Source organism: Rhizobium vallis (genome assembly GCF_003985155.1).
Taxonomy (GTDB): Bacteria; Pseudomonadota; Alphaproteobacteria; order Rhizobiales; family Rhizobiaceae; genus Rhizobium; species Rhizobium vallis.
Map to the genome: position 1 here is coordinate 361,804 of NZ_ML133688.1, position 14,958 is coordinate 376,761.

Consider the following 14,958-nt stretch of genomic DNA (forward strand, 5'->3'; position numbering starts at 1 on the left):
CTGGCTATTCAGCCGCGCAGCGGGCTTCAAAACAGGAACCAGCATGAACCTGCTGCCCCGAGCCCGCAAGCACTAAACGAGCGGCGACGACGTGTCGGGTAGAATGCTCGTGGCCCTCAAACGACGTCACCTCGTCCCCGCAAGAAACTGCCGAAACCGTTCGGACTTCGGCTGCGTAAAAAGCTCGGCAGGCGCGCCGGTTTCTTCGATGACACCCTTGTGGAGAAACACCACTTTATTGGAAACGTCGCGCGCAAACCCCATCTCATGCGTCACGACAAGCATGGTACGGCCTTCTTCGGCAAGCGAGCGCATCACCTTCAGCACTTCGCCGACGAGTTCGGGATCAAGCGCAGAGGTCGGTTCGTCAAACAGCATGACCTTCGGGCGCTGCGCCAGCGCACGGGCGATTGCAGCGCGCTGCTGCTGCCCTCCGGACAGGTGCGCGGGATAGAAATTTCGCTTGTCGGCGATACCGACCCGTTCAAGCAGAGCTTCGGCCTCGGCAATGCATTCCGCACGGTCGCGTTTCTGGACGTGCACCGGCGCTTCGATCAGGTTTTCCAGGATCGTCATGTGCGACCAAAGATTGAAACTCTGAAACACCATGCCGATATGCTCGCGCATCCGATCGACCTGCCTGCGGTCGGCGGGCACGGTTCTGTGCCCCGTTTTCTTCAGGCCATACACCTCGCCGCCGATACGGATTTCCCCGCTGTCGGGAACTTCGAGCATATTGAGACATCTGAGCATCGTCGATTTGCCCGATCCGGACGAACCAAGAATGGAAATCACATCGCCCTCATGCGCTTCGAACGAAACGCCCTTCAAGACTTCCAATGGGCCAAAGCACTTGCGAAGATCCTTGACCGAAACGGCAGCGTTTTTGTCTTTGTTCTCGCTCGCCGAAAATGTTCCCCTGCCAGACATCCACACTCCCATCTAAGATTGCAGCCGCATGCGCATGTGCGGCGAAAGCCAAAATTCGACCAGCAAGAGCATGCGCGTAACGATGAAATTGATCGCAAGGTAGATCGCCCCTGCGACGATGAAGATCTCGAAGGCGCGGAAGCTGTCGGCGATCAGTTTTCCGGCCAGGCCGGTGACTTCCATGATCGTGATGACAGACGCGAGTGCCGTTGCTTTGAGCATCAGGATGATCTCATTGCCGTAGGCAGGCAGCGCATGCCTGATGGCGATCGGCAGGATGATCCGTCTGAACAGAAGAACACCCGACATCCCGCAGGCGCGCGCCGCTTCGATTTCCTGGCTGGAGACGGCCCTGAGACCGCCGCGGAAAATTTCGCTGCAGTAAGCGGCCGTGTTTAGCGTGAGCGCCAGCACCGCGCACCAATAAGGCTCGCGAAAGAACCACCAGAGCCCGAGGTCCTGCAACCCGTGCCGGAACTGGCCGAGGCCATAATAGATCAGGAACATCTGGACGAGGAGAGGCGAACCTCTGAAGACGAAGACATAGGCGCCGGCTGCGTTTCGTCCCATTGCGCCGCCTGTCACCGCCAGCAGCGAGATGGCAAGCGCCAGGATGCTTCCTGCCACGATGGAAGTGACTGCGAGCTCGAGGGTGAGGGGCACCCCGGTCAGAAGCGTGAGAAACGTATCCCACATGAAGCCGATATCCGTCATAGCGCTCTCCTTACGCCCTGGGTCGTTCGAGCTTCCATTCGCCTGAATACGATCGAGGAGAACCAGGTTACGACGAGATAGAGAACGACCGCCGACAGGTAGAATTCGAAGGGGCGTCGGGTGGAGCCGGCGGCGATTTGCGATTGGCGCAGCAGCTCGACGAGGCCGGTAACAGAGATCAGCGCCGATTCCTTCAATACGAGTTGCCAGGTGTTTCCAAGACCGGGAATGGCGTAACGAAGGACGAGCGGGGCGACGATACGCCTGAATTTGGGCCATGGCCGCATACCGACGGCGCTGGCGGCTTCGAGTTCGCCGCGTGCGACCGATCTGTAGGCTCCGCGAAATACTTCGGCCTGATAGGCTGCCGAAACCACGCCAAGCGCCAGGGTCCCGGTCAAAAAGGCAGGCATTCCGATGAAGCCTTGATACCCGAACAGGCCGCCGATGGATCCGAGGAACGCGCTGCCGCCGAAATAGAAGAGATAGATGACCAGAAGGTCCGGTACGCCGCGAAGGACGGTCGTGTAGCAGTCGGCAAGCCAGCGCAGGCCCATGTGGCGGGACAGCTGCATGAAGGTGACGATCGAGCCGATGACCGTTCCAGCCAGAAAGCCGCAGACGGACACACCGATTGTCATGGCCGCCGCTGTCAGAAGCAGCCAGCCCCAACCGGTCGGCCCGAAACCGATGAGTGTGAGGTAACTACCGATAAATGCCATGCGTGGACCTCTTGGTGAAGGATCGGGGTTGCTTCACTCGGCAGCGCGCCGGTGCGCCCAAATGCGCTGAAGCTTCGACATGTTCTTGAGCGAGCTTTGGACATGCGCCCGGGCTGCGATGGCCGCCGCCTCCTTGTCGCGTGCACAGATGGCGTCTGCGATCGCCCGGTGCTCGTCGAGATCGGTGTGCTCCAGATCAACCCAAAGCACTTCAAGCCAAAGCGCCAGGCGAAGCTGCTGGTAAATTTGATCCGTCGCCCTCACGAGGGCCTCGTTCCGGGTCGATTCGACGATCACGCGATGGATGTGCAGTCCAAGATCGAGATTGCGCGCGGCGTCCGACGGTGCCTCGTTGGTCGTTTCCTTGAGTTCTTCCATCTGGAGGATGACGCCGCGAAGCCGATCGAGATCTTCCTCGCTCGCCATCTCGCAGGCGAGCTGCGCCGCGCAAACATCGAGCGCTTCGCGAACAACCAGCAGATTGCAGAATTTGGTGACGTCGAGATCGGTCACCGTGTAGCCGAAATTCCGCTGCCCGACGACCAGCCCTTCCTCTTCGAGCTTCATCAGCGCTTCACGCAACGGCGTTCGGCTGACGCCGAAGCGTTTGGCAAGCGTAACTTCAGAAAGCCGCTCGGAGGGGCGAAGTTGGCCGCTGAGGATCAGGTCCTTCAATTGCGCATAGGTGCTCTCGCGCAACGATCCTCGCTGTTCCGTTTTGGTCGGTGCCAATCAATTCCCCTTCCATTTCTGGTCCATTCACCGGTCTCGGCGAGTGACACCATAACGTTTTTCCTCTTGCTCGATCAAGAAGAATACGATTATGTATACAATGTTGGCGACAACAAGCAATGGCTCCTCTTCCGCTTTTTGGTCGCGGCTTGAAGAGACAGAACACATGGAGGTCCGATGCCGGAGATTCTCAGCCTTGACGAACTGCGGAAGCGCTTTTTGAATGCTTCAGGCGGTGAAGTGTTCGATCCGGAATTTGGAAAGGTCGCCGAACTGGTCTTCGGTGAGGGCGACAGTCGTCAGGCTCCTTACTGCGGTGTTCCGACCTTGCTGAAGGCCCCGTATCGTCCCGATGCCTCGCCGGATTTCATGGATCTGGACATTGCGCTTTTTGGAATTCCCATGGATCTCGGGGTAACGAACCGATCGGGTGCACGTTTCGGGCCGAGAGCCGTACGCAATGTCGATCGGGTTGGTCCCTACGATCACGTCCTGCGAGCCGTCCCGACTGCCCATGCCCGCGTTGCTGATGTGGGCGATGTCCCGTTCGCCAGCCGTTTTGATCTTGCTGCATCCCACCGAGATATCGAACGATTTGTCCATCGCTTGATTGGAGCTGGCGTCGCGCCGCTGGCGGTCGGCGGCGACCATTCGGTCAGCCTTCCCATTCTGAGGGCCGTGGGCAGGCATCAGCCGGTGGGGATGATCCACATCGATGCGCATTGCGATACAGGCGGCTCGTTTGAGGGCTGCAAATTCCATCATGGCGGGCCCTTCCGCCAGGCGGTTCTCGACGGTGTTCTTGATCCCAGGCGGACGATTCAGATCGGAATTCGAGGAAATTCCGAGTATCTGTGGGAGTTCTCCTATGCCTCGGGCATGACCGTCATCCATGCGGAAGAAGTCGGTGACCTCAGCATCAAGGGCGTGATCGCAAAGGCGAGAGAGATTGCCGGATCAGGCCCGACCTACATCAGTTTCGATGTTGATTCGCTTGACCCGGCATTTGCGCCCGGCACTGGGACGCCAGAAGTGGGCGGGCTGACATCCGCCCAGGCGCTCGGAATTCTGCGCGGTCTTTCAGGTTTGAACATCGTTGGCGGCGACGTCGTGGAGATCGCTCCGCAATACGATCCAACCTCAAACACGGCGCAGATTGCCGCGCAGGTCTTATTCGAAATCCTCTGCCTGACGGCCGAGGCAATCAAGATTCGTGCGTCCTAGCAAATCGCCGGACGCGCGGAGTCTGCAACAGCCTTGCCTTGGGAAAAGGGCAGGGTGCAACAAAAGGGGAATGCCAATATGCAAGTATCAAAACTTTTGCTGACGTCCGCTCTGCTTGGCGTGCTGTCGGCTGGCGCCGCCGTCGCTGAGACGAAGCCGACTGAGATCACCATCGCAACCGAAGGCGCATACGAGCCTTGGAACTTTACCGGTCCTGATGGCAAGCTCGCAGGGTTCGAGATCGATCTTGCCAACGACCTTTGCGCTCGCATGAAGATCAAATGCACTATCGTCGCGCAGGATTGGGATGGGCTGATTCCATCGCTCAATGCGAAGAAGTTCGACGCCATCATGGCGTCGATGATCGTTACCGAAAAGCGCCTTGCCGTCATCTCGTTCAGCAAGCCCTATGCCCCGACCGCCGCCGCCTTCATGGTCGAAAAATCAGGTTCTCTCGCAGATCTGCCGGGAACTGGGACGACGGTTGATCTCGCCGGCGACAAGGCGAAGGTCGAGAAGGAATTGCAGCCGCTTCGAGACGCCCTGAAGGGCAAGGCCGTGGGCGCCCAGGTGTCGACGGCCAACACTGCCTTTCTCGACGCCTATTTCAAGGGCGTGGTCGACACCAGGGAATACAAGACCGTCGAACAGCATGATCTGGACCTCCAGGCCGGCCGTATCGACGCCGTCGTTGCCCAGAAGACATCACTGAATGCAACGCTCGGCAAGGACGACTTCAAAGACTACAAGATCGCGGGTCCGACCTTCAAAGGCGGGGTCTTCGGACAAGGCATCGCGGCGGGCCTTCGCAAGGACGATACCGTCTTGAAGTCGATGTTCGACGCGGCGATCGAAGCGGCCGAAGCGGACGGCACGATCAACAAGCTCGCACAGAAGTGGATGAAGACGACGCTTGATTGATCAAGCGGCAGCGCTCCCATTTCGGCAGCGATTGGCAGCCGGCGCACCGAGAGGTCGCGCCGGCTGACCGGCCCGGCGTCGCCATCGAAACACACCCATCATTTGGAGAACCACTGTGACCATCCTTCTCAATTCCCTCGAATCCCGCGACGCCGCCTTCGTTCTTCATCCCTATACAAACGCCTCGCAGCACTTGAAGGACGGCCCGCTGGTGATCGCCAGGGGTGAGGGGATCCACATCATCGACAGCGACGGCAATAAATATATCGAGGGGCTTGGCGGGCTGTTTTGTGCGTCGCTGGGTTTCAGTGAACAACGGCTGGTAGACGCGGCAACCCGCCAGATGAAGGAATTGCCCTTCTATCACAGCTTCGGCGGCAAGACGCATGAGACCGCAGTCGAGCTTGCCGACCGGCTCATCCAGCTTTCACCGGTGCCGATGTCGAAAGTGTTCTTTGCCAATTCGGGTTCCGAGGCCAACGACACGGCCATGAAGCTTGTCTGGTATTATCACAATGCCATCGGCAAGCCGGAAAAGAAGAAAATCATATCGCGGATGCGGGCCTACCACGGCGTGACGATCGCTTCGGCCAGCCTGACCGGCCTTCCGAACAACCATCGCGATTTCGATCTGCCTATTGACCGGGTGCTGCATACCGATTGCCCGGAATTTTATCGCTACGGCCGCCCGGGGGAGACGGAGGAGGAGTTTGCGACACGCTGTGCGGATTCGCTTGAACAAATGATCCTCGCCGAGGGCCCGGAAACCATCGGTGCATTTTTCGCTGAGCCGTTGATGGCTTCCGGCGGCTGCATCGTCCCGCCGCCGACCTATTACGAGAAGGTCCAGGCAATCCTCAAAAAATACGACGTGCTGCTGATCGCCGATGAAGTCATCTGCGGCTTCGGCAGGCTCGGTACGATGTTCGGCTCCGAAAGCTTCGGGCTTCAGCCGGATATGATCGTCATGGCAAAGCAGCTATCTGCAGCCTATCAGCCGATATCCGCACTGATGATCAACGAGAAGGTCCATTCCGCAGTCGTTGCCGAAAGCGAGAAAATCGGAACATTCGGACATGGTTTCACCTATAGCGGCCATCCTGTTGCGACCGCCGTCGCTTTGGAAACCTTGAAAATCTACGAGGAGCGCGACATTGTCGGCCACGTCAGGGACGTCGCCCCGGTATTCCAACGGCGATTGAACGAACTTGGCGAGCATCCGCTGGTGGGCAACGCCCGCGGCCGCGGCCTCATCGGCACTCTCGAACTGGTTCGCAACAAGGAAACGAAAGAGCAGTTCAAGCGAGCGGACGGCATTGCCATTCACGCGGGCAAGCAGGCCCAGGTACATGGCGTCATCACGCGCGCTCTTGGCGACAACTACTCGCTTTGCCCGCCGCTTATCATCACCGAGGGTGAGATCAACGATTTGTTCGACCGCTCTACCCGTGCTTTGGATGACACCTACACATGGGCCAGGGCGACCGGCCTCTACTGAACAAGGGAACCGACGACATGCGAAACTTCGAAATACCGGGAAGATCGATAGCCGTCGGCCGCAATGGGATGGCAGCGACATCGCACCCCATGGCGACCTTGACCGCGATCGAAATCCTCAAAGCCGGCGGCAAGGCGATCGATGCTGCGGTGGGTGCCTGTGCCGTGCAATGCGTGGTCGAAGCCGGGTCCACCGGCATCGGCGGCGATTGTTTTGCGCTGCTGGCTTCAAATGGAAATGACGATGTCGTTGCTTATAACGGCTCGGGACGCACGCCGGCCGCGGCGCATTTCGAGTGGTATCGGGATAACGGGATCACCTCGATCGAGCGATCGTCGCCGCATGCGGTGACCGTTCCCGGCGCGGTGGATGCATGGGCGCGGCTGGTCGCCGATCACGGAAGGATGTCGCTGGCCGAAATTCTAGCTCCAGCGATAGCGTTGGCGCGCGACGGCTACGGGATTACGCCGCGAGTTGCCGCCGACATCTCCAATCAACGCGAATTGCTGCTGCGCGATCCCTCAACGCGCCGCATTTTGCTGGCCGATGACGAGGTCCCGCCTGTCGGATCGGTTCAATGGCAGCCGGAATTGGCGCAGACCCTGGAGACGATAGGAGCTTTGGGGCGTGACGGCTTCTATCGCGGCCCCGTGGCGGAAGACATGGTGGCGCGGCTGAATTCGCTTGGCGGGCTCCACACGCTTGAGGATTTTGCGTCCGCCGCCGGCGAATATGTGAAGCCAGTCAGCGCGACCTATCGAGGATGGACCGTGCATGAATGCCCGCCGAACGGGCAGGGGATCATCGCTTTGATGATCCTGAAGATCCTGGAGCGTTTCGAACGCAAGGGCGATCCGCTCGGCGCCGACAATCTGCACATCGAAATCGAAGCCACTCGACTGGCCTATGCAGCCCGCGATCGGTGGATTGCCGACACTGCGGTATCGGATGTTCCGGTCGACTTCCTGCTATCCGATGAACTCGCCGATAGTCTTGCCAGCAAGATCGACATGAACGGGATTGCCGACGCCACGGCGGCTCTCGACGGTGCCGAGCATGCGGACACGGTCTATATTTCGGTTGTCGACAAAGACCGAAATGTTGCGAGCTTCATCAACTCGATCTTCCATTCCTACGGAAGTGGTTTGATGGCGCCAAACTCCGGCGTGTTGTTCCACAATCGTGGGCAGAGCTTCAGTGTGAAACAGGGCCATCCGAATGCGATAGGGCCGCGCAAGAGACCCATGCACACGATCATCCCGGGGCTGGTGACACGCCATGGCAAAGCTGTCCTGTCGTTCGGCGTCATGGGCGGGCACTATCAGGCGATGGGCCACGCCCACTTCCTCTCCAAGCTGTTCGATTTCGGTCTGGACATCCAAAGCGCCATCGATCTACCCCGGCTCTTTCCGCTCCCCGGCACGGCGTCGGTCGAGGCAGAAGCACTCCTTCGGACCGCCATCGGTCACGATCTTGAAGCGCGCGGTTTCAAGGTTGTCGCTCCCAATTGGGCAATTGGCGGCGCCCAGGCGATCTGGATCGACGATCAAAACCACACGCTGCTCGGCGCCTCCGATCATCGAAAAGATGGTTGCGCGCTCGGCTACTGACAGCGATGGAGAAAGACATGTCGGGATATCCGGACACCCAACTTTACATCAATGGCCTCTGGCGGGACGGCTCGCACGATCATCTCGCCATCGTCAATCCCGCTTCGGGCGAGGTCATCGGCCACGTTTCGAATGCCAGCAAAAGTGATCTCGACGAAGCGCTTGCGGCTGCCGCCGCCGGCTTTGAACAATGGCGTCGCGTCAGTGCGTTCGAGCGGGCAAAACTTATGCGCCGAGCTGCCGAGATCCTGCGCGACCGTTCCGCGGCGATCTCGATGATGATGACCCTGGAGCAGGGCAAGCCGCTGGCTGAATCCAAAGCGGAAACGGCCGGCGCTGCCGACACCATCGACTGGTTTGCCGAAGAGGCTCGGCGTAGCTACGGCCGCCTGATCCCGCCGAGAGCGACCAATGTCAGGCAAATGGTGGTCAAGGAGCCTGTCGGCCCGGTGGCTGCCTTCAGTCCCTGGAACTTCCCGTTGAACCAAGCCGTGCGCAAGGTTTCGGCGGCCCTTGCAGCCGGCTGCTCGATCATATTGAAGGGACCGGAGGAGACGCCGGCAAGCTGCGCCGAGCTCGTTCGCGCCTTTGCCGACGCAGGCCTGCCGGCGGGCGTTCTCAATCTGGTTTTCGGAATTCCAGCCGATATTTCAAATCACCTGATCCCGCACCCTGTCGTCCGCAAGATCTCCTTCACCGGATCGACCCCGGTCGGAAAGCAACTGGCCTCGCTCGCCGGCGCGCACATGAAGCGCGTCACGATGGAACTCGGCGGCCATGCGCCGGCGCTCGTTTTCGATGATGCCGATATCGATCTTGCGGTCAGGATATTGGCCGGCGCGAAGTTTCGAAATGGCGGCCAGGTCTGCGTAGCGCCGACGCGTTTCCTCATCCAGGAACGCGTCTTTGAAAAATTCCTCGACGGCTTCGTCAAGGCCGCCGAGGCAGTCACTGTCGGCGATGGCTTGAGTGACGGCACGACAATGGGACCGCTTGCCAACCCGCGAAGGGTCGAAGCGATGGAAGCACTGACCGCCGACGCAGTCATGCGCGGCGCCAGGATCGCAACCGGCGGCAAAAGGATCGGCAATCTCGGCAACTTCTTCCAGCCAACAGTTCTGACCGACGTTCCACAAGATGCGCGCGTGCTGAACGAAGAACCCTTCGGTCCAATGGCGATCGTCAGCGCATTTTCGGACTACGGTTCTGCCATTGCGGAAGCCAACCGCCTGCCATACGGGCTGGCGGCATATGCCTACACGACGTCCGCCAAGACGAGCGCAGACCTTGCCCGCGACATCGAAAGCGGCATGCTGTCGATCAATCATCACGGACTGGCGCTACCCGAGCTGCCTTTCGGCGGCATCAAGGAGTCAGGCTACGGGTCGGAAGGCGGCAGCGAAGCCATGGAAGCCTTCTTCAATACGAAGCTCGTAACCGAGGCTATTAATTAGCCACTGTCCGTCATCGGAATTGGTCCGTATCGTTGCGCCAGTCGTTTCGGAGTCAGATCGTGCCGGGGCGAGGGGAGCCGGTTGATTGACTCATGGAAGACAAAACGTCGTCTTCGGCGCTCGGCACCGTTCCACCTGGGGTCAAGTCGTCGACCGCTTTGGGAAGATCGCGGCTCAGCCGCCCAAGAATCTCCTGATGCGAAAGACCGGTATTCCTGGCGATTTCGCTCAGAACGTCCGGACCCAGTGCTTCCGCAAGCTGGCCGTCGTTGATGTCGGCATTCTGGCCTGGCCTTACCCACGACTCCATCTTGTCACCGTGACCATTCTGCTGGAAGGTCTTGAGGAGATCGCCAAGACCACCGCTGACGATACTGCCTGATGTCAGCCCTCCGAGAAGATCGCCGAGACCGCCCGAACCGGCTAGTCCGCCAAGCCCGCCCGGCTGCTGGCCCGCGCCCGGCTGCTGAGGGTTCTGGAGACCTCGCAGGAGCTCCCCAATCTTGTCTCTGTTCTGATAACCGGCGACGGCAAGAACGGCGAGAAGCGCTTTCAATGGACCGCTCATCATTATGAAATCCTCCTGTGGTGCGGGCGATCCAATTCTGGAGCGCCGGATTGCAGGAAGGCAATGTCCCAAGTGCACAAAGGTTCCACATCGTTTTATCAGGGGAAACGATGCGGCCCCGCCGTTCTCGTCTGCGTTTTTGCTGCTGCCGCGGTCCCGATTGATCCTTCGCAATGCAGTGACAGGCGGATGTCATATTGCAATATATTGAACGAAATCGCCTGCCGGTTCCGGACCATCGAATGATGATATCATTGGTGACGACAGAAGCATTCCAGCGGCTCAGCCTCGCGCTTGCGATCGGCATCCTGGTCGGCATTGAGCGCGGCTGGCAGGATCGTGACGTCGCCGCGGGTAAAAGGGTGGCGGGCATCCGCACCTATGGCCTGTCCAGCTTCCTCGGAGGCTTCTGCGGTTTCCTGCAGCCCATGATCGGCCCGGTTCTGCCGACGGCCATCTTCGGGTTCTTTTGCATCACGGTGCTGCTTTTCAGCCGTTTGCAGGCCGTCAGGGAAGAGGATTACAGCGCCACCGGCGCCATTGCAGCAATAATGGTCTTTGCGCTCGGATTCGGCGCAGCAGTTGCGGATATGACGGTAACGGCGGCGAGCGCTGTTGCCGTCACGGTTCTTCTCGCGGCGCGGGAACCGTTGCATGGATTTCTCAGGCAATTGACCTGGCTCGAGCTCAGGGCCGCCCTCATCCTGCTGACGATGACGGTCGTCATCCTGCCGATCCTTCCCAACGAGGCGGTCGATCGCTGGCAGCTGATCAATCCCTTTGAACTTTGGATGATGACGATCCTGGTGGGAGGCGTCTCTTTTGCGGGTTATATCCTGATCAAGCTTAGCGGCGCCCGCGCCGGAATATTGCTGACCGGGGCAAGCGGCGGCATCGTCTCGTCGACAGCTTTGACGCTTTCCTTTGCCCGCCAGTCGATGCAGATGCGTCCGCTCTCGCCACTTCTCTCGGCGGGTGCCATGCTGGCGGGAACCGTTTCCCTTGTCCGGGTGCTCTTGATTTGCGGCGTCATTGCGCCGGCTGTTTTCTTGGAGCTGGCTCCATCGCTCGCTGCCGCTGCGGCGGTTTTCGCCGTGGGAGCCGGCCTTTCTGCATTGTCGCGCCGCGCCGATGAGGGCGCCGATTTTACACCACGAAACCCGCTTGAGGTAATGGTCGTGCTCCGTTTCGCGCTGGTTCTCGCCGTCGTGATGGTCGTGACGAGAATGACCATGATCGTCTTCGGAACTCAGTCGCTGATCGCTCTTGCTTTCATTACGGGACTGGGCGACCTCGATGCGATAACCCTCGTCGTTGCGAGATTGCCCAACGCGCAGGTGCCGGCGGACGCGGCCGCTCGCGCCATAGCCGTCGCGGCCTTTGCCAATCTCCTTGCCAAGACTGTTCTTGCAGCAAGCATGGGAAGCATCGGCTATGCAGTTCGCCTCGCCATTGCCGGCGTTTTCGCAACCCTTGCCGGAACTGCCGGCTTGTTCCTGGTTTAAGCCTTCGTCGTCGGATTTGGCTGGTGTTATCAGCGGCATCGAGCGCCGGATGAGAGAGACTTCAGTGGCAGAGAAGGGCGGGCATATCGAGGCGCGTCAACAGCGATCGGGTGACGCCTCCAAGAATGAACTCCCGCAATCTCGAATGGCCGAACGCACCACAGACCAGCAAATCGGCCTTGCGCTCCAGGGCGGTTGCCTGAATGACGCCGGCGACCGGTTCTCCATTCGCCTGCACAGCCGCGACATCGACGGAAAGTCCAGCCTTTTGAAGCGTGGTCGCAAAGCGGTCGCGGCTTAGATGGTCGATCTGCTTGTCGTCGGCAACGGAGATCAGGACGACGCGCGAGGCCTGTTCCAGGAAGAACCGGCAACCGGTCAAGGCCCGGGCGACAGTGGCTCCTCCATCCCAGGCGACCGCGACGGCATCGACCCGACCGCAGAAATTGTCCGGGGGAAAGAGCAGCAGTGGTCTACCGCTTTCAAACAGCACGCTCTCGATCAACGGCCTCATGAGATCAGATGCTTCCAGGATCGAAAGATCATATGCGCGTGACAGCTCGGCCAGGCTTTGCGCGACGAACGGCTCCTTGACGGCGAATGGCTGGATCTCCACCGCGACATCGGCCTGCTTCGCATAGTCGCGAAGCGTCTGTTCCAGAGCGGCCCCATTGTCCTTGCTGGATTGCTCGACCGCGCGCATTGTTTCGATGTCAGGCAATGACGAAAGACGCGGACGAACCGGCTCCAGGCTGACCAGCGGGATACTTGCGGTCAGATCCGCCTTCTGGTGAAGGCACACATCGACAGCATTCTGAAGGAGCGAAAAGGAGCTTGCGTCTGGATAGGTGGTCAGGGGCAAGTGAAATTGCGCTTTCATGGCTGACGTCCTTGCGAGATGCAGAGAGTGTCGCTTGCGCATGCGAGCTGCGCCTTGATGAAGATCAAAGCGGGCTCATCGTAAAAGTCGCGAACCTGCAGCGTCTTCACGGTGGGCACCGACCGGCCTCATTGCGCTCGATCAACGACGGGTCGTGATCAGACTATAATATATGATCGATTGGCGGCAGGGAGAGATGCCGATGGGCTACATTCTGAAAGACCTGACCCAGGCGGAATGCTCAACCATTCTTGAGCAATCCCGATTTGGCCATTTGGCCTGTTGTAACGAGGGTCGGCCCTATGTGGTGCCGATCTATTTCGCCTATGCAAAGGGCACGATCTACAGTTTTTCAATGCCCGGCCGTAAGGTCGATTGGATGCGCGCGAACGAGAATGTCTGTTTGCAAATCGACCAGCGCGGCACGGGCAGGGGCTGGACGAGCGTCGTCGTCGATGGGCGGTTCGAAGAGTTTCCGGACACGGATCTTTGGCGCAGTGAGAGATTGCAGGCCTGGTCGTTGCTGCAAAAACACTTCGACTGGTGGGAAATCGGTGCGCTGAAGCCGCAGGCGCGGCCGCCGGGCTCGCTGCCCGAACACATTTTTTACGGCATATCTCTTCGGGAAGTGACCGGTCGAACGGCGATTCCAGTCGACTGAGACAATCGCTGGGGAAGGGTGCCCGGGACGATCCCGGGCACCCTGTTCAGTGGGCGAGGAACAGAGGGATTTGAATTTCCTCTAGCATCGACCGGGTGACGCCGCCGAAAAGACGCTGCTGCAGCCGCGGATGATTATATGCGCCCATGACGATCATGTCGGCGGCGACATCCACGGCATGCTGTCGCAACACCTCGTCGACGCGGCGACCACCGCTCGAGATGCGATCAACGTCGACTTTCACGCCGTGTCGCGCCAGAAAGGTGGCGACGTCAGCGCCTGGTTCTTCGCCACTTGCAGATGATGATGCCTGTGGATCGACAAGCGTGACATGCACCGATTGAGCAGCCCGCAAGAACGCGATCGCCTGGCGTGTTGCGCGCGACGCCTCGTCGCTGGAGTCCCAGGCCAGCAATATTGTCTTCGGAGCGAGCAAGACTTTCGTCCTTTGGGGAATGATCAGCATCGGCGTTGGCGACTGGAACAAGGCGCCATCGATGATTCTGCGCCGAAGGTCCTGGTCGCTCGCGGCCTGCGCACCGATCAGGACGAGATCGGCATAGAGCGCTCGCTCGGCAATATCCTCGTCCGCCAGGGCGAATTCCGTGTAGATCTCCTGCACGTCGAAGTAGACCTCGCTCTTGGCGAGGATCGCCTTGATCTCGGATGCCGAGTCGGCGAGGCGTTCGATTTCACGCTGACGTTCTTCGACCCAAACTGTCGAAATGACTTCGTAGGAGCCCATAGGGGGCGCGCCCATCGCAATCACCATTGCGGTCAGATGAGCGCCATGGGTTTCGCAAAAGCCGATAGCGCCCTTCAAATCTTCAGCGAAGTGAGCGAAGTTAAATACGCTCAAAACAGTCTTGATGCTCATGGTCGGATCGCCTTTCTGTTGGAGATGATCAACCCTAATCCTTCCAGACACGATCATTCATTGATCTGACGCAAAGCGGCCCGGTTCCGGCCGGCTAGAATGTGATGACAGCTGAGGCCGACGAAGTCGGATCCGACCCCATATTTTTATGGGGGTGATCCCGCATTGGATACTGGGGCGGTTGATGAAAGCTGAAATGACAGGAGAACGAAGATGTTGGTTACAGATCGTGACTGCAGGACGGGAGGAGCGCGATTCGCGGTGCCGACGTTCGGCGAAATCGAGGGAAAGCTATTGGTTTGCGAAGTGGTCGCAACCAGCTGCTTACGACAGCTTCTCGCTCACTCGGGTGGCTTTGCAGTGCCGGTGATCAAGCGCCGGGTCAGACGATTGCTTGAAGCCCGCTGCCACGACGAGAAACTCTGTGAAGACGATACGGAAGCTGCGGTGGAATATGCGTTCCAGCTCGTGGATGCGGCAGCCGAAGCAGCCGGAAAGAAAAACGCAGTTTCGCCAGCGACCGAGGGCTGCGAGACGATCCGCCGGCTAAGGGCGATGCACGCTCCGTCTCGGAAACGTCCTTAAATCGGGTAGGGCTCCAAGCGTTGTTCAGAAGTGAGGAGCGTGACATTCCAACTTTGCAGAAACAGGACACTTCAACT

15 protein-coding genes are annotated in these 14,958 nt (G+C 59.4%); 8 read left to right on the forward strand and 7 right to left on the reverse strand.

Annotated elements, in window-relative coordinates; translation table 11 throughout:
• Positions 1-126: 126 nt before the first annotated feature.
• From EFQ99_RS11675 to EFQ99_RS11690, 4 genes are read right to left on the reverse strand one after another with little or no spacing between them, the layout of a single operon-like run.
• Entirely contained in the window at positions 127-930 is an 804-nt protein-coding gene (locus tag EFQ99_RS11675) for an ABC transporter ATP-binding protein (RefSeq protein ID WP_126921190.1), read from the reverse strand.
• Positions 931-942: 12 nt separating this feature from the next.
• Positions 943-1,644: an ABC transporter permease gene (locus tag EFQ99_RS11680; RefSeq protein ID WP_126921191.1), complete on the reverse strand. Its 702-nt coding sequence runs from the start codon at positions 1,642-1,644 to the stop codon at positions 943-945.
• Entirely contained in the window at positions 1,641-2,366 is a 726-nt protein-coding gene (locus tag EFQ99_RS11685) for an ABC transporter permease (protein WP_126921192.1), read from the reverse strand. Before EFQ99_RS11685 ends, EFQ99_RS11680 begins: the two co-directional genes overlap by 4 nt.
• Before the next feature lie 33 nt (positions 2,367-2,399).
• Positions 2,400-3,098: a GntR family transcriptional regulator gene (locus EFQ99_RS11690; RefSeq protein WP_126921193.1), complete on the reverse strand. Its 699-nt coding sequence runs from the start codon at positions 3,096-3,098 to the stop codon at positions 2,400-2,402.
• A 177-nt stretch (positions 3,099-3,275) separates the two neighbouring features.
• Here EFQ99_RS11690 and speB point away from each other — a divergent pair, with 177 nt between their 5' ends.
• The 5 genes from speB (at position 3,276) to EFQ99_RS11715 (ending at position 9,805) form a co-directional block, all read left to right on the forward strand.
• Positions 3,276-4,322 (forward strand): agmatinase, encoded by a 1,047-nt coding sequence (speB, locus tag EFQ99_RS11695; RefSeq protein ID WP_126921194.1) that lies wholly within the window; start codon positions 3,276-3,278, stop codon positions 4,320-4,322.
• Between the two features lie 78 nt (positions 4,323-4,400).
• Positions 4,401-5,243, forward strand: coding sequence for a transporter substrate-binding domain-containing protein (locus EFQ99_RS11700; RefSeq protein WP_126921195.1), 843 nt, complete (start codon positions 4,401-4,403; stop codon positions 5,241-5,243).
• 115 nt (positions 5,244-5,358) lie between these two features.
• Positions 5,359-6,741 (forward strand): aspartate aminotransferase family protein, encoded by a 1,383-nt coding sequence (locus EFQ99_RS11705; protein WP_126921196.1) that lies wholly within the window; start codon positions 5,359-5,361, stop codon positions 6,739-6,741.
• Between the two features lie 17 nt (positions 6,742-6,758).
• Positions 6,759-8,351: a gamma-glutamyltransferase gene (ggt, locus tag EFQ99_RS11710; RefSeq protein ID WP_126921197.1), complete on the forward strand. Its 1,593-nt coding sequence runs from the start codon at positions 6,759-6,761 to the stop codon at positions 8,349-8,351.
• 17 nt (positions 8,352-8,368) lie between these two features.
• The gene (locus EFQ99_RS11715; protein WP_126921198.1) at positions 8,369-9,805 is read left to right on the forward strand and encodes an NAD-dependent succinate-semialdehyde dehydrogenase; all 1,437 of its coding nucleotides are present in this window, start codon (positions 8,369-8,371) and stop codon (positions 9,803-9,805) included.
• A 52-nt stretch (positions 9,806-9,857) separates the two neighbouring features.
• Here EFQ99_RS11715 and EFQ99_RS11720 read toward each other — a convergent pair whose 3' ends face one another.
• A complete protein-coding gene (locus EFQ99_RS11720) occupies positions 9,858-10,376 on the reverse strand; it encodes a YidB family protein (RefSeq protein WP_126921199.1) in 519 nt (172 codons plus the stop codon).
• 239 nt (positions 10,377-10,615) lie between these two features.
• On the opposite strand from EFQ99_RS11720, the gene EFQ99_RS11725 reads away from it, so the two are divergent.
• Entirely contained in the window at positions 10,616-11,878 is a 1,263-nt protein-coding gene (locus EFQ99_RS11725; RefSeq protein ID WP_126921200.1) for an MgtC/SapB family protein, read from the forward strand.
• A gap of 61 nt (positions 11,879-11,939) precedes the next feature.
• Here EFQ99_RS11725 and EFQ99_RS11730 read toward each other — a convergent pair whose 3' ends face one another.
• Entirely contained in the window at positions 11,940-12,758 is an 819-nt protein-coding gene (locus EFQ99_RS11730; RefSeq protein WP_126921201.1) for a universal stress protein, read from the reverse strand.
• Between the two features lie 202 nt (positions 12,759-12,960).
• Here EFQ99_RS11730 and EFQ99_RS11735 point away from each other — a divergent pair, with 202 nt between their 5' ends.
• Entirely contained in the window at positions 12,961-13,419 is a 459-nt protein-coding gene (locus EFQ99_RS11735; protein WP_126921202.1) for a pyridoxamine 5'-phosphate oxidase family protein, read from the forward strand.
• A gap of 46 nt (positions 13,420-13,465) precedes the next feature.
• Here the strand turns inward: EFQ99_RS11735 and EFQ99_RS11740 are convergent, their stop codons facing one another.
• On the reverse strand, positions 13,466-14,296 hold the full coding sequence (locus EFQ99_RS11740) for a universal stress protein (RefSeq protein WP_126921203.1): 831 nt from the start codon (positions 14,294-14,296) through the stop codon (positions 13,466-13,468).
• A 213-nt stretch (positions 14,297-14,509) separates the two neighbouring features.
• Between EFQ99_RS11740 and EFQ99_RS11745 the strand changes: the two genes are divergently transcribed.
• Entirely contained in the window at positions 14,510-14,881 is a 372-nt protein-coding gene (locus EFQ99_RS11745) for a hypothetical protein (protein ID WP_126921204.1), read from the forward strand.
• Positions 14,882-14,958: the final 77 nt, after the last annotated feature.

What these genes read in the sequence shown, in the direction of transcription:
- EFQ99_RS11675 (WP_126921190.1), bottom strand. Translation starts at nt 930, where the DNA reads ATGTCTGGCAGGGGAACATTTTCGGCGAGCGAGAACAAAGACAAAAAC.
- EFQ99_RS11680 (WP_126921191.1), bottom strand. Translation starts at nt 1,644, where the DNA reads ATGACGGATATCGGCTTCATGTGGGATACGTTTCTCACGCTTCTGACC.
- EFQ99_RS11685 (WP_126921192.1), bottom strand. Translation starts at nt 2,366, where the DNA reads ATGGCATTTATCGGTAGTTACCTCACACTCATCGGTTTCGGGCCGACC.
- speB (WP_126921194.1), top strand. Translation starts at nt 3,276, where the DNA reads ATGCCGGAGATTCTCAGCCTTGACGAACTGCGGAAGCGCTTTTTGAAT.
- EFQ99_RS11700 (WP_126921195.1), top strand. Translation starts at nt 4,401, where the DNA reads ATGCAAGTATCAAAACTTTTGCTGACGTCCGCTCTGCTTGGCGTGCTG.
- ggt (WP_126921197.1), top strand. Translation starts at nt 6,759, where the DNA reads ATGCGAAACTTCGAAATACCGGGAAGATCGATAGCCGTCGGCCGCAAT.
- EFQ99_RS11715 (WP_126921198.1), top strand. Translation starts at nt 8,369, where the DNA reads ATGTCGGGATATCCGGACACCCAACTTTACATCAATGGCCTCTGGCGG.
- EFQ99_RS11720 (WP_126921199.1), bottom strand. Translation starts at nt 10,376, where the DNA reads ATGATGAGCGGTCCATTGAAAGCGCTTCTCGCCGTTCTTGCCGTCGCC.
- EFQ99_RS11725 (WP_126921200.1), top strand. Translation starts at nt 10,616, where the DNA reads ATGATGATATCATTGGTGACGACAGAAGCATTCCAGCGGCTCAGCCTC.
- EFQ99_RS11730 (WP_126921201.1), bottom strand. Translation starts at nt 12,758, where the DNA reads ATGAAAGCGCAATTTCACTTGCCCCTGACCACCTATCCAGACGCAAGC.
- EFQ99_RS11735 (WP_126921202.1), top strand. Translation starts at nt 12,961, where the DNA reads ATGGGCTACATTCTGAAAGACCTGACCCAGGCGGAATGCTCAACCATT.
- EFQ99_RS11740 (WP_126921203.1), bottom strand. Translation starts at nt 14,296, where the DNA reads ATGAGCATCAAGACTGTTTTGAGCGTATTTAACTTCGCTCACTTCGCT.
- EFQ99_RS11745 (WP_126921204.1), top strand. Translation starts at nt 14,510, where the DNA reads ATGTTGGTTACAGATCGTGACTGCAGGACGGGAGGAGCGCGATTCGCG.